Below are 19704 nucleotides of genomic sequence, written 5' to 3' on the forward strand. Positions count from 1 at the left end.
AAATCATAGGGAGAAGCCAGTTTTTTGTCTAATATATTAATAATTCCAATTAAGACGTTAAACATATGAATATTGAGCTTCGTCATCTGCGCTATTTTATTGCCGTCGCAGAAGAACTGCATTTTGGCCGTGCGGCACAGCGGCTGCGCATCTCGCAACCGCCCTTGAGCCAACAGATTCAGGCGCTGGAAGAGATGGTCGGCGCACGGCTGTTGGCGCGCAATAATCGCAATGTCAGCCTGACGCAGGCCGGCGAAATGTTTCTCAAGGAAGCCTGGCAGGTGGTCGATCAGGTCAATCGCGCAGCGGAAAAAGCGGCGCGGCTAGAACGGGGAGAGATCGGTGAGCTGACCATTGGTTTTACCTCATCGGCGCCGTTTATCAGCCAGGTATCGCGCAACTTACGGGCTTTTCGTCTGCATCATCCGGATGTGCACATCAAAATGCGCGAAATCAACACCAAGCAACAGTTGGAACCGCTGCTGAACGGTGAACTGGATCTGGGCGTGATGCGCAACACCAGGTTGCCGGAGGCGTTGCAGCATCAACTGCTGCTGCAAGAGCCGATGCTGGCAGTGGTGCCGGAAGGGCATCCCTTGACCTATCTGGCCCCCGGTACGTTGCGCTTTGCGCATTTGGCAGATGAACCGTTTGTTTTTTTCTCCCGCGAGGTGGGTACCGCGCTGTATGACGAAACGCTGCTGTTGCTGGAGCGAGCCGGCATCACCCCTTACATTACGCAGGAGGTTGGTGAAGCGATGACCATCATCGGGCTGGTTTCCGCCGGGCTGGGCATTTCGATCCTGCCGGCGTCGTTTGGTCGCGTCAAACTTGATGGCGTCAGCTACCTGCCGTTGGCAGAGCCGGATGCACTCACCGAAGTGTGGTTGGTAAATCACCGCCAGCGGCCATTGACTGCCGCCGCGAAATCGCTGATGAGTTTACTATTGGCGCCGTCGGCAAAAGACGCGTATCAGCGCAAATAAAAGGCGAATCTGCACCAAATACCGGCGAATTTGTGCAGCGAATCACATAACGAATCAAATAGTTGACGCTGTATTACAAAAGCCCCACCATAGCCCATAGTCTTTATTTAGAAGCGCGAAAAATTGTAGGAGCAGGGGCGTGATTGCTGATGGGCAGCCTGGGCATATTGATCAGATAAAGCAAATAAATGCAGGGGCAGTGTATCGATTGATCGATCAGCTCGGGCCGATTTCGCGTATCGAACTGTCAAAACGTGCCCAACTGGCGCCAGCCAGTATCACCAAAATCGTGCGTGAACTGCTGGAAGCGCATCTGGTCAAGGAAACCGAGTTCCAGGAAGTGGGCAGCCGCGGCCGTCCAGCGGTGGGGTTGGTGCTGGATACCGAGGCCTGGCATTATCTTTCCGCGCGTATCAGTCGCGGCAGCATTACGCTGGCGCTGCGTGATATCAGCAGCAAACTGGTGGTCGAAGAGCAGCTTCCGCTGGCGGCGGACCACCCGGAACCGCTACTGACACGCATCGTTGCCGAAGTCGATCGGTTCTTTATTCGTCATCAGCAACGTCTTGAACGTTTGACCGCCATCGCCATTACATTGCCGGGCATGATCGACGTTGCTAATGGCATTGTGCACCGCATGCCGTTTTACCAGGTCGAAGATATGCCGCTCGGCCCGGCACTGGCGTCCCGCACCGGTTTGCCGGTATTTCTGCAACATGACATCTGCGCCTGGACCATGGCCGAGGCGTTGTATGGCGCCTCTCGCGGTAATCAAAACGTGATTCAGGTGGTGATCGACCATAACGTCGGTGCCGGAGTGATCACCGGTGGGCGGGTGTTGCATTCCGGTAGTCAGCGAGTGGTGGAAATCGGCCATACGCAGGTCGATCCCTACGGCAAACGGTGTTATTGCGGCAACCACGGTTGCCTGGAAACCGTGGCCAGCGTTGAAAACATGCTGGACATCGCCCAGCAACGCCTGAGCGCCTCGATGACGTCGACGCTGCACAACGCGCCGCTGAGCGTTGAATCTCTGTGCGATGCCGCCTTGGCCGGTGACCAACTGGCGAAAGACATCATCCTTGGCGTGGGCCACAGCGTCGGGCGCATTCTGGCGATTATGGTCAACCTGTTCAACCCGGAAAAGATCCTGGTCGGCTCGCCGCTCAATCGAGCAGCAGAAATTCTGCATCCGGCGATTGCATCATGCATTAACCAGCAGTCGCTGCCGATCTACAGTCAACATCTTCAAGTGGAATCCACCCAGTTTTTCAATCAGGGCACCATGCCCGGCGCGGCACTGGTGAAAGAAGCGCTGTACAACGGTTCGCTGTTGGTCAAGCTGTTGCAAGGCTGAGGCTTGGCCGGTCATATCAGTGATTCTTATTCTTTAACGACAAAATATTGCGCTACCTCAAGCCATCCCGGCCCGGCATCCCCTAGAATTTTCCCGTTCGACACTCTCCGCCTATAGGGCGATATTTGGTTTAACGGAGCATTCCGGGGCAATCCAGTCATGTTAAAGCGTTTATTTGTTACAGGTACGGATACCGATGTCGGTAAGACCGTGATTTCCCGCGCTCTGTTGCAGGCATTTGCCGCACAGGGTCGTACTGCGGTGGGGTACAAGCCGATTGCGGCGGGATGTTACGAAACCAGCGAAGGCATGCGCAATAAAGACGCTTTGGTTTTGCAGGCTTCTTCCAGCGTGCCGCTGAGTTATCAAGAAATCAACCCCATCACCTGTCCGGATGAAGTGTTTCACGTTCATGCCAGCGACGATATCAATTACGGCGTAATGAGCAGCGGTTTGCACCATTTGGCCGACAAGGCTGAAACCGTGGTGGTGGAAGGTAGCGGCGGCTGGCGGGTGCTGATGAGCGACCTGCGGCCCTATGCCGAATGGGTGGTACAGGAACAGCTACCGGTGGTGTTGGTGGTTGGCATCAAGCTCGGCTGCGTCAGCCATGCATTGCTGACGGCGCAGTCGATTATCAATGACGGTCTGCCGCTGTTGGGCTGGGTTGCCAACCGCATTAACCCTGGGCTGGCGCATTACGCCGAAACCATCGATGCGTTGCAACAGCGTATCCCGGCACCGATGCTGGGCGAAATACCGTATCTGCCGCGTCCGGAACAGCGCGATCTGGCGCACTATCTGGACATTTCGACCCTGCTGGATCGTTAGGCATTGTGGTAGACCGAAACCGAACGCAGGCCACGCGAAATGGTGGTGGCGATGACGCAAGACAGCAAAATGCCGGGCAGCAAGGTGTATTCTCCGGTCATTTCAAACACCATCAGCGCGGCCATTATCGGCGCATGGGTGGTGGCGGCCAGTAGGGTCGCCATGCCGGTCAACGCCATCAGGAGCGGGATCGCGCTGCCCAGTTCCGGCCACAGGGCGCATATCTGGCCGATCGCCGAGCCGAGCGCGGCACCGACGAACAGCGTCGGGGTAAAGACGCCGCCAGGTGCGCCGGAGCCGCTGCTGGCCAACACCGCCAATAATTTACAGATCAGAATGGCCGCCACCAGCAGTACACCCGGAGGCGCGCTGAGCAATGCTTGCACCACGCTGTAACCATTGCCCCAGACTTCGGGGAACAGCAGCGAAAGCAGACCGACGATCAGCCCGCCGAGCGCCAATTGCAGCGGCGGCGTCAGGCGCAAAGAGCGAAAAGCCCGCCCGCTGGCCGACATCGCCGATAAAAACAGTGGGCCGCAAACGCCTGCCAACACGCCAAGCAATGCCATCAGCAGATATTGCACCGGCCACGGTGACGGTAGCGGTGCAACCAGATACAGTGGCGCCTGACCGCCGTTCAACAGATTGGTCACCAACAGCGCACTGACGGCGGCAATCACTACCGGGCCAAGCGAGGCGAGCATCAGGGTGCCGAAAAGAATTTCGGCAATGAACAGGCTGCCCGCCAACGGCGCGTGATAGGCACTGGCCATACCGGCCGCCGCGCCGCAGGCCACCCACAGCTTCCACTCTTTCTCGCGCGTAAAGCGCTGGGCAAACACCGACCCCACCAGCGCCGCCAGCAGGATCATTGCGCCTTCGCGGCCGATGGCGCTGCCGCTGGAAACCACCAGCAGCGAGGCCAGACACTTAACCAGACTGGCGCTGACGTCCAACCGACCGTCACCGGTTTCAATCGCTTCCATATAGTCGGTGGGCGCGGCCGGGCGCTGATGACGGTAACGTTGATACATCCACAGCAGCAGGCCGGCTCCCAGCCCGCCCAGTGCCGGCGTCAAAGCGCGTCGCCAGGCCGGTAACGCGGCGGCGGCGGCCACCAGACTGCCGTCCTCGTGATCGAGCAGCAACCACTCCAATCCCAGCATGGCGCGGTGGAACAGCCACACTACCAACGCGGCGCAGATACCGAGGAATACCGCGATAAACAGACGGCGTAGCAGGGCGCGATAGTGGCGAAGATGGACCAGTCTTTTCATGCGTCAGTAAAATGGTGAATAAAATGAAAGGGTCAGCGGGCATTGTGCTTGTCTGGCGGTGTGAAAACCAGCGAATCTTTGCAGATTCGCCGGGGGTTGTGATGGCGAACGTTTTATCGGACGGTCAGCGCTGCCGGGGTGTATGTGCCGGTCATCGCTTCCAACAGCGCCACCAGATCGTCAACGTCGCTTTCTGGCAGCGTGGTACCGACCTGATATTTCAGCATGTCGCGCACCGCCTGATGCAGCGTGGTGACGCTGCCGTCATGGAAATATGGCGCGGTCAATGCCACATTACGCAGGGTGGGCGTTTTAAAACGATGGCGGTCGGCGTCACGTTTGGTTACGTTGTAACGACCAAGATCGGCTGTGGTTGGATTACCGCGATCGGCGAAGTAATCTGCTTTTAACCTCATGATTTCATAGGATTGGCCGCCCAGATTGACGCCAGTATGGCAGGTGCCGCACTTATGGTCGCGGAACAGCTGATAGCCTCGCTTCTGCTGTGCCGTAAGCGCCTGGCGATCGCCGGCCAGAAAACGGTCGAACGGGCTGTCCGGAGTCAGCAGCGTTTTTTCGAACTCGGCAATGGCGTTGGTAATGTTGCTGGCGGAAAAACCGTCGGCATAGACGCGGCGAAAGTCCGCTTTCAACTGTGCATCCTGATCCAGTTTATCGATGATTTGCTGCCACGAGGTGGAGGCCATTTCGATGGGGTTAAGCGGTGGTCCGCCGGCCTGTTCCTGCAGGTCATGCGCGCGGCCGTCCCAGAATTGCGCAATGTTGAACACCGCATTGAACACCGTTGGCGCGTTGATCGGTCCTTGCTGGCCGTTAACGCCGAGTGAGGTGACGCGGGCATCGACGCCGCCGGCGCCCAGCATATGGCAATGGGCGCAGGAAATACTGTTGTCGGCCGACAGGCGTGGATCGTGAAACAGCCTGAACCCCAGAGCCACTTTGTGTGCATCGGTCGGTAATGCCTTCGGCAGCGGTTGCAATGCCTGACCAAGCAATGCCGCAGGGGTGCCTGGCAAGGTGTAATACTGCGTGCGCTGTTGGCGGATCCACGCCAGCAGCGTTTGCCGGTTGGCGTCATCGAGTTCCCCGGCCCAGTGCAGTGCCTTGTAGCGAACTGGCGGCATTTGTCGATATTGCAGTACCGACTCCAGCTTGGCGAGGTCGGTCTCGGCTACCGCGCCACCTTGTTGTAGGGCAGTGAGCGTCGGCGCGAGTGAAAAATGGCGCAATCCGGTTTTTATGTCGTATTGCATCAGTTGCCTGCTAATTGGCAATCGGGCATAGAACGGCAATTCGGCAGACGCGGTATGGCAATAATCACAACCGTGTCGGGTAAGGATGGTGCTGATGGTATTGCCCGCCAGCGGCGGTTGACGTTGTTGATCGAAGTGGTAGATATAACCGACCACGCTCAGATAGCCGGCAATCGCCACGATTGCACAGCCCAATATGATTTTTTTCATTGTGTTCTCGCTCCATTGAGTTTGCATTCCAACAGCCATTCAGCCAGCCAGTGATGCGGCAAGGGAACGGCAAGCTGATTGTCCAGGCCAGAGGCGTGACGGTAGTTGATTGAAATCAAGGCAGGAGAGTGGGCTGACCTATCATTGGTATAGGCGGTGACGATAAGTGACGCTGTAACAAAATGTTCAATTGATGCGTCAGGCTGTAACCGGGATCGCGATCCGGGCACGTACTTCAGCCGCAAATGCCAAGGCTGGTATACTTCATCTCATTACACTTCTGCGGGATATGATTGGACTATCAATGACGAATGACGATTACTCGGTGCCAGTGGCACACCGCCCGCTGATCCTTATCGCCTGTATGCTGGCGATGTTCATGTCGGCGATTGAGGCGACGATTGTCGCCACCGCCATGCCGACCATTATTGCCGATCTGGGGGGATTCTCGCTGCTGGGGTGGGTCTTTGCGGTCTATCTGCTGGCACAGGCGATCACCATCCCGATCTACGGACGCCTGGCCGATCTGTATGGCCGCAAACGCATCTTCTTTTTTGGCGCGTCGCTGTTCCTGCTGGGCTCGGTGCTGTGCGGCTTTTCACCCAACATGTACTGGTTGATCGGTTTTCGATTATTGCAGGGGTTGGGTGCCGGTGCGGTGATGCCGATTGCCACTACCATTATCGGCGATATCTATAGTCCGCGGGAACGGCCGAAGGTGATGGGCTATCTGTCCAGCGTGTGGGGCTTTTCGGCGATCATCGGCCCGTTACTGGGCGCATTTATCGTACAGCACCTGCCGTGGGCGCTGGTGTTCTGGGTCAATCTGCCGATCGGCCTGTTGGCCATGCTGCTGCTCGGGCGCTATTTGCCCGCCGGCAGTCAAGTGCGTCGGCACGCGTTGGATCTGGCCGGTACCGGTTGGTTGACGCTGTTTGTCGCCAGTCTGTTGCTGGCATTGTTGCAGGCCGAAAGCATGGGGTGGTGGGTGCTACCGATGCTGCTGCTGGCAATGTTTTCGCTGATCATGCTGGTGCGTCAGGAGCGTCGTGCGCAGGAGCCGTTATTCCCGCTGGCGCTGTGGCGTAGTCGGGTGATTATCGCCGGCAACATCGGCGGTCTGGCGATTGGCGCGGCGATGATGGGCATCAGCGCCTTTTTGCCGACGTTTATTCAGGGAGTGATGGGAGAGACGCCGTTACAGGCCGGAACCACGTTGGCATTGATGTCAATCGGCTGGCCGCTGGCCAGCACCTTCAGTGGCCGTCTGATGCTGTGGACGTCCTACCGCACTACTGCGCTGTTGGGGGCGGGATTGCTGGTTGCCGGCGGGCTGATCCTGTTGCTGCTTGAACCGCACGGCGGCTTGCTATGGGGCAGAACGGCGGCCTTTATGGTCGGCGCCGGCATGGGGTTGTGCAACACCACCTTCCTGGTCTCAGTACAGAACGCCGCCCATCACAGCATTCGTGGCATCGCTACCGCCTGCACGGTATTTACCCGCATGATGGGGTCGGCGATCGGCACGGCAATTCTCGGGGCGACGCTGAACATCAACCTGCAGTTGCGCCTGCCGCAAACTGCCGATCCGCTACAACAGTTGATGGAACCCGCGCGGCGTGGGGCGCTAGAGCCCGACGTATTGGCCAATCTGATCCAACAGGTGGCGGCGTCGCTGCATTGGGTATTCCTGGTTTCGGCGCTGGTGTCGTTGTTTGCGCTGGCAGCGGCAATGCTGGTGCCGGCACGGCATCGGCCGCAAGGGGAAGGCGAGGAAGTGGAACAGACGTAACGGGCGCAGCGAACCGCGCCCGGGAAGGTTATTGCGGGGAGGTCATATCCTGGCTGGTGCCGGTTTGCGCCGCGTCCCCGCCGTCATCGCCATTATTCAGGCGAGTGTAGACAATTTTCTGTGTGTCGTTCTCGCAGTGGCCAACCACTTGGCCGCCAGCTTGCTCGGCCTGATCGTTTGGCACGATATCCAGCTTGAAGCCGGATTCTGGTACGCCGTTGCTGATGATTTTCTGCGAAATTTCCGCCTTCACGCTTTCGCATGAGGCGAAGGCCGCCAGCGGCGCCGTGGCCATCAGCAAAGCGCCGAGTACAAACGCTTTTCTCATCACTCTGTCCTTGGTTAAGAGCCCATTTCCTTATCAGGATAGCAGCTCGCGCGGTTAAAATTAACGCTGGCGGCACGCTGGTGCCAGATTAAGGATAAATCTGACGCCCGGTGGTGCGGTCGAGGCATTTCAGCGTCGACGGTTCCCAATAGGCGTTGACATTAAGGCTGTCGTTACAGCGATCCTGGTCGTCGGCGGCTTTGTCGAGCTTGTCGAAATCTTTTTCGACCCGGGTGTTGACCTTATGGCGCAAGGTGCGGGTATCATTCCACTGTTCTTTACTCTGGCGGGCTTCTTCGGTAGACATTGCGCCGCTACCTTTGCCGTCAACGGTGACGCAGGTGCTGCCTTGTGTGCAGCTGGCGGCCATGGCCGGCAATTGCCAGGCGCTCAGAGCCAACAGCGCTGCGGCCGGCAGCAGACTGCGCAGCAGTCGTTGGCGAGAAAGTAATTTCATGGTTTTATCCTTCTGAGAAAGTGTTGCGCGCTGGCGGCAACACCGACTTGGGTACCCTTGTCAGGGCATGAGGTCAATATACCACCACCTGTTCACCAGGTACCAGCCAAGCACCGCTTTCGTTTATATTTCGGAGAGAAAACCGTCCTGATGCTTAAGACTACCTTATTGTTCTTCGCCACCGCGCTGGCTGAAATTATCGGCTGCTTTTTGCCTTACCTGTGGCTGAAAAAAGGCGCAGGCGCGTGGCTTTTGCTGCCGGCAGCCGTCAGTCTGGCGGTTTTCGTCTGGCTGCTGACCCTGCATCCGGCAGCCAGCGGCAGAGTGTACGCGGCGTATGGTGGGGTGTATGTGGCAACGGCGCTGTTATGGCTGCGGGTGGTAGACGGGGTAAAGCTGACGGCATTTGACTGGTTGGGGGCTGGGGTAGCGCTGGCGGGCATGCTGATTATCGTCGCCGGCTGGCGCGCGGCATAAACAAGGCGGCGGGCGATACCCGCCGCCGTCCTGTCAGGCACCGCGATGAACGCTTAGCCCGGCAAAACTCTGGCTGACTGGCATCATCTCCAGCGTGTTGATATTCACCCGCGCCGGCAGGGTAGCGACCCAAAATACCGCGTCGGCAATGTCTTCCGGCGTCAGTGCGTCGGCACCGTCATAGGTTTTATTGACCTTGCCGTCGTCGCCCTTGAAGCGAACGTTGGAAAACTCCGTTCCGCCGACCAGACCTGGCTCGATATCGGTTACCCGCAGGCGCGTGCCGTGCAGGTCGGCGCGCAGGCCAAGGCTGAACTGTTTAACGAACGCTTTGGTCGCGCCGTACACGTTGCCGCCGGCATAAGGCCAGTTGGCGGCGGTAGAGCCGATGTTGATTACATGGCCGACGTTGCGTTCCACCATCGCCGGCAGCAGTGCGCGGGTCATATTGACCAGGCCTTTGTTATTGGTGTCGATCATGGTTTCCCAGTCATCGGCATTGGCCTTGTGCGCCGGTTCCAGCCCCAGCGCCAGCCCGGCGTTGTTGACCAGCACGTCCACGTTGCGCAGCGCTGCCGGCAATGCCTCGATGGCCTGCTGAATGGCGGCACGGTTGCGCACATCCAGCTGTACGGTGTGCAGCGCATCGCCCAATTCGCCTTTCAGCGCCTGCAGGCGTTCTGCACGGCGCCCGGCGCCAATGACCTGATGCCCGTCGGCAATAAATTTACGTGCAATAGCCTCACCAAAACCGGACGTTACGCCGGTAACAAAAATGATCATCCTGCTGTTCCTCAAGGTTTTTTAGCCAATACCGTACTCTATGATTAACATATTTCGCCGGCACAAAACATATCATTCGCCAATCATCGGCAGATGATAGACCAGGCAGTCATACTTGATATGGTCGCGGCGGCCGCTGACCACGCCGCCCAGCGACTCGACCAGCCGGCGGCTGGGAGCGTTCTGTTCGGCAACCGGATAAATGAAGTACTGCGGGCGATAACGCTCGCTGGCCCAGGCGGCGATGGCATGGACGATTTCGCGGCCATAGCCGTGGCCATGCTGGTTTTCCTTCACCCAGATACCGAGTTCCGGGGTATGGCTATGCAGATCGTGCACGCCGCTCATGCCGATAAACTGTTTGCTGTCGCGCAGGCGAGCAACGAAAAAGACTTCTTCACCTTCGCGGATCAGGGGCAGCCAGCCTTGCCAGACGTTGGCGAACGCCTCGGGCGACGGCTCCGGTTCGAAATTCATGAAACGGGTCAGCGTAGGGGTAATCGCCTGGTAAACATCATCGGCGTCAGCTGCGGTAAAAGGGGCAATCAACAACCGATCGGTGTTCACCCGGCACTGAGAAAGGTCACTGTGTTTCATTATTATTACCTCACTTTTCAGGCCAAACGGCAGAAATCCGCCCGGTTAAACCAGGGCGGATCGTTGATACTACGTTGATTGCCGACAGATGCGAATTATTTTTGCGACAGGTGCGGCTCGATTAACAACAGATCGGCGACGGACAGACGATCGGCTGCGGTACGGGCCTGATGCCAATAGGGATAAAGCAGCGGCAGGCGGCTGACATCCTCCAGTTGGCGCAGCTCATCCTGGTTCAGCGTCAGACTGGCGGCATGAAGATTATCGGTCAGTTGCTGGCGATTGCGTGCGCCAATCACTACCGAGGTCACGGTGGGGCGCTGTAGCAGCCAGGCGAGGGCCACCTGTGCAGCCGACAGACCGCGCGCATCGGCAATGGCTACCAGCACGTCAATGATATCATACAGTTTTTCCTGGTCGCGCACCGGCGGTTCACCCCATTGCGCCATATGGCGCGTGCCTTCCGGGGTGCGTTGATTGCGACGATATTTGCCGGAGAGCAGACCACCGGCCAACGGGCTCCATACCAGCACGCCCAATCCCTGATCCTGCGCTATCGGCAGCAGTTCATATTCTGCCTCGCGAGCCTGCAGGCTGTAGTGGATCTGTTGGCTGACTGGCCGCACGCTGCCGGTCAGCGCCGCTGCGCCCAGGTGCTTCATGATATGCCAGCCGGAAAAGTTGGATACGCCGACGTAGCGTACCTTGCCGCTACTGACCAGATGCTCCAGCGCGCGCAGGGTTTCCTCTACCGGAGTCATGCCATCCCATTCGTGTAACTGATACAAATCGAGATAATCGGTATTTAGCCGCCGCAGGCTGGCCTCGCAGGCGCGGATCAGGTGGTGGCGTGATAGCCCGGCGTCGTTCGGACCGTTGCCCATCGGAAAGCGCGCCTTGCTGGCCACCAGTACCTGGTGGCGCTTATCGCCCAGCGCCTGCCCCAGTATTTCTTCCGATTTACCGGCGGAATAGACGTCGGCGGTATCGAACAGGTTAATGCCGGCGTCTATGCACATGGCTACCTGTTCACGTGCTTCGCTGACGTTGGTATCGCCGGTTTTGGCAAATTTGCCTTCGCCGCCAAAGGTCATGGTGCCGAGACTTAGCACCGACACCTTCAGGCCGGAATGCCCCAGTTGACGGTATTCCATCGTTTAACTCCTTACCTTGGTTGATGACAGCCTTCCCTTGGCGTCTTGCGGCGCCGCAGGGAGCAGATTGGCCGGTTTTTTCTGGCGGATTTCATTACCTGCTTCGGCATCCAGACCAAAACTGTCGACCACCGACAGCAAGGCAATACCGCCAATAACCACAAACGCCATTTGGAAGTTGACCAGTGGGATGGCGTCGCCGGCGGTGGGGAACCAGACGTCAGCCAGCCGCAGTGCCAATGCGCCGATGGCGATGCCCAGACCGCCACCCATTTGCTGCGCCATGGTAAATAGCGCATTGGCGCCGTTCATCTGCGTTTGCGGCACTTCAGAAAAGGCCAGGGTATTCAGTGCAGTGAACTGCATCGAGCGCGTCAGGCCGCTGATGAATAACAGTGTGACGATCAGCCACACCGGCGTTTCTGGCGTCAGGAACGCGCAGGCAAAGATGGTCGCGGCGTTCAGCAGGCCGTTGACCATCAGGGTGCTGCGAAAGCGAAAGCGATAGAGGATCGCCGAGGTAAAAGGTTTCATCGCCAAATTGCCGGCAAACACCGCCAGAACCAGCAACCCTGCGTCAAAAGCGTTCAGGCCGAAGCCTATCTGGAACAGCAGCGGCAACAGGAAAGGCACCGCGCCAATCGCCACGCGGAACAGCGTACCACCCCATATTGTGACGGCGTAACTTTTTACTCGCATCGCCCACAGGTTGATTAACGGATGAGGGCTACGCCTGGCATGACGAATGGCCAGCATACCCAGCGCCAGGCTAGCGGCAATGCAGGCCAACGGCACCAGCCAGGAGAGTTGTGGATGATTGATCAGGTCGAGGCCAAACATCAGCCCAAAGCAGGCGACGCCGGTCAGCAGAAAACCGAGGCCGTCAAACGGCACCCCGGTTTGCGCCTCCTCCTGCGGGATCAGTCGCCAGGCCAGCAGCAGGGCGATAATACCCAGCGGCACATTGAGGATGAAAATCCAGTGCCAGGAGGCGTAAGTGGTAATGAAGCCGCCGACCGGCGGCCCGAGGATCGGCGCCACCAAACCGGGCCAGGTAATGGTGGCAATCGCCTTGATTAAACCGCTTTTCTCGGTATTGCGCAGCACTACCAGCCGGCCAACCGGCACCATCAGCGCGCCACCGAACCCCTGCAGAATGCGCGCAGCGGTAAAAGTCGGCAGGCTGATGCTAAAGGCGCACAGCACCGACGCCAGGGTGAAAATCAGCACGGCGGCAGAAAATACATTGCGTGCGCCAAAACGGTTGGCGATCCAGCCGCTGGCCGGGATAAACACCGTCAGGGTCAGAATATAGGCGGCAATGCCGACATTCATGTCGACCGGCTGCACGCCGAACGCCGCAGCCATTTGCGGCATCGCGGTGACAATCACCGTGCCGTCGAGATTTTCCATAAAGAATGCGCCAGCGACCAGCAGTGGCAAGGCGCCTACGCGTGAAAACCAACTCATAAGCGAACGCTCGAAACAGAATGCGGACCGGTTACAGGCATAACAGAAATCTCTTCACAGAAATAGGCGAGTCGGGCAGGTTTTTGAGCATAGCGCAATGCGAGGTTGTTAAAAAGTGGTTAAGAACTATAAGGAGTATTTCAGAATTAACGTAGCAACATTAGCAACAGGTGCCATGACGGATGATTTGGCCTGGTTAGTGAGCGGCAAGAGGCCTGGTAGGGCGTCTGTGCTGCATCGTAGTCGGCATGGCAGATCTGGCGTCGAATCGTTGGCTGGTCGTGTCAGGGGTTTGCCTGCGGCGCGGCGTGCATGTTTTTGGTGCAAATGCTGGCTGATTGCGTTTAGGGCGGCTTACGCGCCGTTATCGGCAAATTATTTTGGCTCGATGATGGTGCAACGTTTCATTTTATTAAAAAACAGCAAACGGTTGCCTAAAAATAGCAACCGTTTGCTTTTTGTCGATATATTTCCATCAGACCCTATTAGTAAAGGGTTTATTTATAAAGTACTGTTTGTTAACGATTAAAAAGATAAAACCTCACTCTGGCATGCCGCTTGCTATCTTTAAATTAACACCTGCAATGGAATATAAGACCGCCATTTCCCCTGGTTGAGTTATCTCAACCGGCGTTGATGCGCGGGTCGCTAGAATAGGAACGGCATTATGAGCATGCAATTTACCACGGCCATTCGTGGCAACTTTTTCGATATCGCCGCCTGCGTCGATCGGCCAGAGCAACTTGATGCACAGCTGCGGCACATTGCCGACGGTCTGCTGTTGCTGGATCATGGCACTATTGTCTGGCACGGCAGTTGGCAGCAGGGGGCGTCACTGCTGGCGCCGGATACGGTGGTAACCGACTATCGCGACAAGTTGATCGTGCCGGGGTTTGTCGATACCCATATTCATTATCCGCAAACCGAAATGATCGGTGCCTATGGCGATCAACTGCTGGCGTGGCTGAAACATTACACGTTTCCGACCGAAAGCCAGTTCGGCTGCGCCGAGCATGCCGAGAAAATGTCGGCGTTCTTCCTGCAACAATTGTTGAGCAACGGCACCACCACGGCGCTGGTGTTCGGTACCGTCCATCCGCAGTCGGTCGATGCGCTGTTTGGCCAGGCGGCAGCGCTGAATATGCGCCTGATCGCCGGCAAGGTGATGATGGATCGCCACGCGCCAGCCGCGCTGCTGGAAACGCCGCAGCAGAGCTATCAGCAGACCCGAGCACTGATCGAGCGCTGGCACGGCAGGCAGCGTCTGGGTTACGCCATTACGCCGCGTTTCGCGCCCACCAGCTCGCAGGCGCTGCTCGAGCAGGTTCAGCGCCTGCGCAACGAGTTTCCCGACGTCTGGCTGCATACCCACCTGAGTGAAAATCATGATGAGGTGGCATGGGTCAAGCAACTGTTCCCACAGCGGCGTAACTACCTGGATGTCTATCATCATTATGGGCTGACCGGCAGCAAAAGCGTCTTTGCCCATTGTCTGCACCTCGAAGAACAGGAATGGGACTGTCTGTGTGATACCCATTCATCGATCGCCTTTTGCCCGACCTCCAACCTGTTCCTCGGCAGTGGGCTGTTCAACCTCGGCAAAGCCTGGCAGAAAAAGGTGAAGGTGGGCATCGGCACCGACGTGGGGGCCGGCACCACCTTTAATATGTTGCAAACGCTGGGTGAGGCCTACAAGGTGGCGCAACTGCAAAGCTACAAACTGGCGGCCTGTGAGGCGTTTTATCACGCGACGCTGGGCGGCGCGCGCGCCTTGTCGCTGGATAAACAGATTGGCAACTTTAGCGTCGGTAAAGAGGCCGACTTCGTGGTGCTCGATCCGGCAGTGTCACCGTTGCAGAAACTGCGCAATGCCAACTGTCACGACCTGGCCGAACAGCTGTTTGTGCTGCTGACCCTGGGTGACGATCGCAACATTTACCGCACGTATGTCGACGGCAAGATCGTTTATCAGCCGTCGGCCCGTCAGGAGGCCGCATGATCGAGTTTCTGCTCAACCAGACGTTAACGCGTGAGACGGATCTCGACCCGAACACCACGCTGTTGCATTACCTGCGTCGTCATCAGGGCCGTTGCGGCACCAAAGAAGGCTGCGCGTCTGGCGATTGCGGTGCCTGCACCGTGGTGCTGGCGGAGGTAGAGGGCGAAACGCTGCGTTACCGCAGCGTCAACGCCTGCCTGACGTTTGTCACCGCGCTGCACGGCAAACAGTTGATCAGCGTCGAGGATCTCAAGCACCACGGCCAGTTGCACAGCGTGCAGCAGGCGATGGTCGACTGCCATGGCTCGCAGTGCGGCTTTTGCACCCCAGGCTTCGTGATGTCGCTGTTCTGCTTGCAAAAGAACAGCACGCATTATCAACGACAGCAGGCCCAGCAGGCGCTGGCCGGCAATCTGTGTCGCTGCACCGGTTACCGGCCGATTATCGACGCGGCACAGCAGGCCTGCGAAAACCGCGAGGCCGACGACTTTGACCGCCAGCAACGGCACACCGTGCAGCGACTGCGGCAGATCGCGCCAGCCAGTGAGCTGAGCGCCGGTGGCAAGCGCTGTCTGCTGCCGCAGAGCGTCGATCAGTTGGCGACGCTGTATCAGCAGTACCCACAGGCCCGACTGCTGGCCGGCGGCAGCGACCTGGCGCTGGAAGTGACGCAGCGTCATCGGGATTTGCCGTTGATGATTGCCATCGGCCAGATTGCCGCGTTGCGCCAGGTTGAACGTGGCGAACGGTTGCGCATCGGCGCCGCCGCCACGTTGAGCGAGGTTTACCCGTTGCTGATGGATTACCACCCGGCGTTCGGCGAGTTGTTGCAGCGTTTCGCCGCTCAACAAATCCGCAACCAGGGCACGTTAGGCGGCAATCTGGCCAATGCCTCGCCGATCGGTGATGCCGCGCCGCTGTTGTTGGCGCTGGATGCCGCGCTGCTGCTGCGTCACGGTACACGGCAACGTGAGCTGCCACTGCGTGACTTTTTCCTTGATTACCGCCAGACGGCGCTGCAGCCGGGCGAGTTTATTGACAGCATCCTGCTGCCGGCGCAGGCGCCACGGGATTTTCGCGCCTGGAAAGTGTCGAAACGCCTGGAGGATGACATCTCCGCGGTATGCGGCGCTTTCAATCTGACGATTGAACAAGGCATGGTGCGCGAGGCGTACGTGGCCTATGGCGGCATGGCGGCCACGCCCAAACGTGCATTGACCTGTGAACAGGCGTTGGTCGGCCAAACGTGGGATCGCGCCACGCTGGAGCGCGCCACACAGGCGTTAACCCGGGACTTTACGCCGTTGAGCGATTTTCGCGCCAGCAGCGCTTACCGCATGCTGGTGGCGCAGAACCTGCTGCGCCGCTATTTCATTGCGCTCACCGCACCGCAAACTGCCATCGAGGTTGTCTGCCATGAGTAATACACCGCACCACCAGACCAGTCAGGCGGCCTTGGTCGCACGTTTTCGCCAACCGCTCGCCAGCGGTGTCGGTCAGGCGCGCAAACATGAAAGCGCAGACAAACATGTCAGCGGTGAAGCACTGTATATCGACGACCGGCTGGAGTTTCCGAACCAGTTGCATCTGGCGGCCAAACTGAGCGAGTGCGCCCATGCGCAGATCGTCGCGCTGGACGTTTCCGCCTGTTATGCCTTTCCCGGCGTGGTGCGAGTGATGACCTGGCAGGACGTGCCGGGAACGCTGGATATCGCTGCGCTCACCGAAGGCGATCCGCTGCTGGCGCAAGACAAGGTGGAATATGTCGGCCAGGTAGTGGCGGTGGTGGCGGCAGACGATGCGGAAACCGCCTGGCGCGCCGCGCAGGCGATAAAAGTGAGTTATCAGCCGTTGCCGGCGCAGTTGGATGTGCGTAATGCATTGGCGCAGGGGGATGTGGTGCAGGAAAGTCATTGCCACCGGCGCGGCGACGCTGCGGCGGCATTGGCCCGAGCCAGGCACCGGCTACAGGGCGAGTTGCAGGTCGGTGGCCAGGAGCATTTTTATCTGGAAACGCAGATTGCCTCGGTAATGCCGGAGGAGGACGGCAGTATGCGGGTGTACTCCTCAACGCAGAACCCGACCGAAGTACAAAAACTGGTGGCCTCGGTACTGGGGGTGCCGATGCACAAAGTGGTGATTGACATGCGTCGCATGGGCGGCGGCTTCGGTGGCAAGGAGACGCAGGCAGCAGGCCCGGCCTGCCTGTGTGCGCTGGCGGCATATCTCACCGGGCGACCGGCCAAAATGCGTCTCAATCGCCGCGACGATATGCTGATTACCGGCAAGCGACACCCTTTTTACATTCGCTATGAGGTGGGGTTTGACGATAACGGTCTGCTGTGCGGCGTCGACATCGAGTTGGCCGGCAACTGCGGCTATTCGCTGGATCTGTCCGGTTCGATTGTCGATCGCGCAATGTTTCATGCCGATAATGCCTACTTTTTGCAGGACGTAGTGATAACCGGTCACCGTTGCAAGACCCACACCGCGTCGAACACCGCTTACCGCGGCTTCGGCGGTCCGCAGGGGATGATGGCGATCGAGCAGATCATGGATCACATCGCGCGTTATCTGGCGCTCGACCCGCTGGCGGTGAGAAAAATCAACTATTACGGTAAGCACAGTCGCAACGTCACGCATTATCAGCAGCCGATCGAACAGAACCTGCTGGCTGAGATCACCGCCGAGCTGGAGCAGAGTGCCGACTATCAGGCGCGGCGCGCGGCGATCCGTGACTACAACGCCCGCAACCCGCTACTTAAAAAAGGGCTGGCGTTGACCCCGGTCAAGTTTGGCATTTCATTTACCGCCAGTTTTCTCAATCAGGCCGGCGCGTTGGTGCTGATTTACACCGACGGCAGCATTCAGCTCAACCATGGCGGTACCGAAATGGGCCAGGGGCTGAATACCAAAGTGGCGCAGATCGTGGCCGAGGTGTTTCAGGTGGATATCGAGCGCATCCAGATCACCGCCACCGATACCGGAAAAGTGCCGAATACCTCGCCCACGGCAGCGTCGTCGGGCACCGATCTGAACGGTAAAGCCGCCGAAAATGCCGCCTTGATCATCAAACAGCGGTTAATCGCCATGCTGTCGAGCCAGCACGGCGTTGCCGCCGAGCAGATTGTCTTTAGCAACGGCCAGGTACGGGTCGGCGAACATTACTTCAGTTTTGAACAGGTGGTGCAGCAGGCCTATTTTAACCAGGTATCGCTGGCCAGCACCGGCTATTACCGCACGCCAAAGATCTTCTATGACCGCGACAAGGCGGCGGGCCACCCATTCTATTATTTCGCCTATGGCGCCGCCTGTGCCGAAGTGCTGATCGATACGCTGACCGGTGAATACCGCCTGCTGCGTGCCGACATTCTGCATGACGTCGGCGACTCGCTGAACCCGGCGATCGACATCGGTCAGGTGGAGGGCGGTTTTGTCCAGGGCATGGGCTGGCTGACCAGCGAAGAGCTGGTATGGGATGAGCAAGGCAGCCTGCAGACCAACGGCCCGGCCAGCTATAAAATCCCGGCGATTGGCGATGTGCCGGCGGATCTGCGGGTCAGGCTGTTGGAAAATCGCCAGAACCCACAGGATACGGTGTTCCATTCCAAAGCGGTGGGCGAACCGCCATTCATGCTGGGGATTTCGGTATGGTGCGCGATCAAGGACGCGGTCGCCAGCCTGGCGGACTATCGCGTTCAGCCGCTGATTGACGCACCGGCGACCCCTGAACGGGTGTTGTGGGGCATTCAGCGGCTGCTTGAAGGTGACGTTGTCACTAAAAAACCGGCCGGAGGACAATAATGGAGGAATGGATTGACGCGCTGGCCGAGCTGCGGCGGCGCGGAGAACCTTGCGTACTGGTGACGGTGCTTGACGAGCTGGGCTCTACGCCACGTGACCGGGGTAGCAAAATGCTGGTGAGCGCCGAGCGGGTGGTGAATACCATTGGCGGTGGGCACCTTGAATACCGCGCGCTGGCGATTGCTCGACAGATGCTGCAAACCGGCAGTGCAACGATGCAGATAGAACGTTTTCCGCTGGCGGCGCGGCTGGGTCAATGCTGTGGCGGCACTACGCGTCTGCTGTTTGAGCCGCTGATCCCCGCCAGGCCACAGCTGGCGCTGTTCGGTGCCGGCCACGTTGGTCGGGCGCTGGTGCAGATCCTGGCGACGCTGCCGCTGCGAGTGCGCTGGGTAGACAGTCGTGCTGAACAGTTTCCAGCCACGCTGCCTGACAACGTTCGCCCGCAGGCGATTGACGATCCGCTGGACGCGGTGGATGAGATGCCGCCCGGCGCTTTTTACGTGGTGATGACCCACGATCATGCGCTCGATCTGGCGCTGGCCGCGCGGATCCTGCAACGAGGCGACGCCGGCTACTTTGGGCTGATTGGCTCAGTCACCAAGCGCAAGCGTTTCGAATACCAGCTTGGCCAGCGCGGCATCGACACTGCGGCGATGGCCAGTATGCGCTGTCCCTTGGGGCTACCGGAGGTCAAAGGCAAGCTGCCGGCCGAAATTGCGGTGGCGGTAGCTGGGGAACTGATCGCCTGTTACGGTGCGCTGGCGGCCTAGCTAAACGGTTATGGGCAGGCGCTGGCGATCAGGGTAAAACGTCCAACAAGTCTATCTGTGCTGGACGTTACGAGTTAAAAGCAGATTGCAGTTTTGGCCGTGTTCGCTTACCAGCGACTACGGCTATGCGGTTGT

Annotated in this window: 18 protein-coding genes; 10 read left to right on the plus strand and 8 right to left on the minus strand. The window is 58.5% G+C overall.

All coding sequences use genetic code 11. The features are described 5' to 3' along the window. Positions 1 to 65 precede the first annotated feature (65 nt). The 3 genes from AC2AXP_RS06190 to bioD all read left to right on the plus strand — a co-directional run bounded on the left by AC2AXP_RS06190 (position 66) and on the right by bioD (position 3174). Positions 66 to 986: a LysR family transcriptional regulator gene (locus tag AC2AXP_RS06190; RefSeq protein ID WP_004963241.1), complete on the plus strand. Its 921-nt coding sequence runs from the start codon at positions 66 to 68 to the stop codon at positions 984 to 986. Between the two features lie 139 nt (positions 987 to 1125). Further along, positions 1126 to 2343 carry a sugar metabolism global transcriptional regulator Mlc gene (gene mlc, locus AC2AXP_RS06195; protein WP_004963238.1) on the plus strand — a complete coding sequence of 406 codons (1218 nt, stop codon included), beginning with the start codon at positions 1126 to 1128 and terminating at the stop codon, positions 2341 to 2343. Positions 2344 to 2502: 159 nt separating this feature from the next. Then, on the plus strand, positions 2503 to 3174 hold the full coding sequence (gene bioD, locus AC2AXP_RS06200) for a dethiobiotin synthase (protein ID WP_004963235.1): 672 nt from the start codon (positions 2503 to 2505) through the stop codon (positions 3172 to 3174). Here the strand turns inward: bioD and clcB are convergent. Both clcB and AC2AXP_RS06210 read right to left on the minus strand, forming a co-directional pair. Then, positions 3171 to 4451: a voltage-gated ClC-type chloride channel ClcB gene (gene clcB, locus AC2AXP_RS06205; protein WP_004963233.1), complete on the minus strand. Its 1281-nt coding sequence runs from the start codon at positions 4449 to 4451 to the stop codon at positions 3171 to 3173. The genes bioD and clcB overlap by 4 nt on opposite strands. Before the next feature lie 113 nt (positions 4452 to 4564). Continuing rightward, on the minus strand, positions 4565 to 5935 hold the full coding sequence (locus AC2AXP_RS06210; protein ID WP_484381492.1) for a cytochrome c peroxidase: 1371 nt from the start codon (positions 5933 to 5935) through the stop codon (positions 4565 to 4567). A 304-nt stretch (positions 5936 to 6239) separates the two neighbouring features. On the opposite strand from AC2AXP_RS06210, the gene AC2AXP_RS06215 reads away from it, so the two are divergent. Continuing rightward, positions 6240 to 7727 (plus strand): MDR family MFS transporter, encoded by a 1488-nt coding sequence (locus tag AC2AXP_RS06215; protein ID WP_039992121.1) that lies wholly within the window; start codon positions 6240 to 6242, stop codon positions 7725 to 7727. A 28-nt stretch (positions 7728 to 7755) separates the two neighbouring features. On the opposite strand, the gene AC2AXP_RS06220 is transcribed toward AC2AXP_RS06215, so the two are convergent. Further along, positions 7756 to 8055, minus strand: a complete 300-nt coding sequence (locus tag AC2AXP_RS06220) for a DUF1161 domain-containing protein (RefSeq protein ID WP_004963224.1) — start codon at positions 8053 to 8055, stop codon at positions 7756 to 7758. 88 nt (positions 8056 to 8143) lie between these two features. After that, positions 8144 to 8512, minus strand: coding sequence for a DUF1283 family protein (locus AC2AXP_RS06225; protein ID WP_004963219.1), 369 nt, complete (start codon positions 8510 to 8512; stop codon positions 8144 to 8146). 150 nt (positions 8513 to 8662) lie between these two features. Between AC2AXP_RS06225 and AC2AXP_RS06230 the strand changes: the two genes are divergently transcribed. Further along, positions 8663 to 8989 carry a YnfA family protein gene (locus tag AC2AXP_RS06230; RefSeq protein ID WP_004963217.1) on the plus strand — a complete coding sequence of 109 codons (327 nt, stop codon included), beginning with the start codon at positions 8663 to 8665 and terminating at the stop codon, positions 8987 to 8989. A 33-nt stretch (positions 8990 to 9022) separates the two neighbouring features. Here the strand turns inward: AC2AXP_RS06230 and ydfG are convergent, their stop codons facing one another. From ydfG to AC2AXP_RS06250, 4 genes are all read right to left on the minus strand, one after another. Further along, positions 9023 to 9772 carry a bifunctional NADP-dependent 3-hydroxy acid dehydrogenase/3-hydroxypropionate dehydrogenase YdfG gene (gene ydfG, locus AC2AXP_RS06235; protein WP_273868115.1) on the minus strand — a complete coding sequence of 250 codons (750 nt, stop codon included), beginning with the start codon at positions 9770 to 9772 and terminating at the stop codon, positions 9023 to 9025. 72 nt (positions 9773 to 9844) lie between these two features. After that, entirely contained in the window at positions 9845 to 10369 is a 525-nt protein-coding gene (locus AC2AXP_RS06240) for a GNAT family N-acetyltransferase (RefSeq protein WP_004963212.1), read from the minus strand. A 95-nt stretch (positions 10370 to 10464) separates the two neighbouring features. Further along, a complete protein-coding gene (locus AC2AXP_RS06245) occupies positions 10465 to 11523 on the minus strand; it encodes an aldo/keto reductase (RefSeq protein ID WP_198773120.1) in 1059 nt (352 codons plus the stop codon). Positions 11524 to 11526: 3 nt separating this feature from the next. Further along, on the minus strand, positions 11527 to 12993 hold the full coding sequence (locus tag AC2AXP_RS06250; RefSeq protein ID WP_273868120.1) for an MFS transporter: 1467 nt from the start codon (positions 12991 to 12993) through the stop codon (positions 11527 to 11529). A gap of 115 nt (positions 12994 to 13108) precedes the next feature. Here AC2AXP_RS06250 and AC2AXP_RS06255 point away from each other — a divergent pair, with 115 nt between their 5' ends. From AC2AXP_RS06255 to xdhC, 5 genes are all read left to right on the plus strand, one after another. Continuing rightward, positions 13109 to 13522, plus strand: coding sequence for a hypothetical protein (locus AC2AXP_RS06255; protein WP_484381493.1), 414 nt, complete (start codon positions 13109 to 13111; stop codon positions 13520 to 13522). 138 nt (positions 13523 to 13660) lie between these two features. Further along, positions 13661 to 14992 carry a guanine deaminase gene (gene guaD / locus AC2AXP_RS06260; RefSeq protein ID WP_484381494.1) on the plus strand — a complete coding sequence of 444 codons (1332 nt, stop codon included), beginning with the start codon at positions 13661 to 13663 and terminating at the stop codon, positions 14990 to 14992. Then, complete coding sequence (gene xdhA, locus AC2AXP_RS06265; RefSeq protein ID WP_004963197.1) at positions 14989 to 16416, plus strand: xanthine dehydrogenase small subunit; 1428 nt, start codon at positions 14989 to 14991, stop codon at positions 16414 to 16416. Before guaD ends, xdhA begins: the two co-directional genes overlap by 4 nt. Then, the gene (xdhB, locus tag AC2AXP_RS06270; RefSeq protein ID WP_484381495.1) at positions 16409 to 18796 is read left to right on the plus strand and encodes a xanthine dehydrogenase molybdopterin binding subunit; all 2388 of its coding nucleotides are present in this window, start codon (positions 16409 to 16411) and stop codon (positions 18794 to 18796) included. The genes xdhA and xdhB overlap by 8 nt, the downstream gene beginning before the upstream one ends. After that, the gene (gene xdhC / locus AC2AXP_RS06275; RefSeq protein ID WP_004963191.1) at positions 18796 to 19569 is read left to right on the plus strand and encodes a xanthine dehydrogenase accessory protein XdhC; all 774 of its coding nucleotides are present in this window, start codon (positions 18796 to 18798) and stop codon (positions 19567 to 19569) included. Before xdhB ends, xdhC begins: the two co-directional genes overlap by 1 nt. Positions 19570 to 19704 lie beyond the last annotated feature (135 nt).

The sequence above is a fragment of the Serratia sp. Sp408 genome (assembly GCF_057180665.1).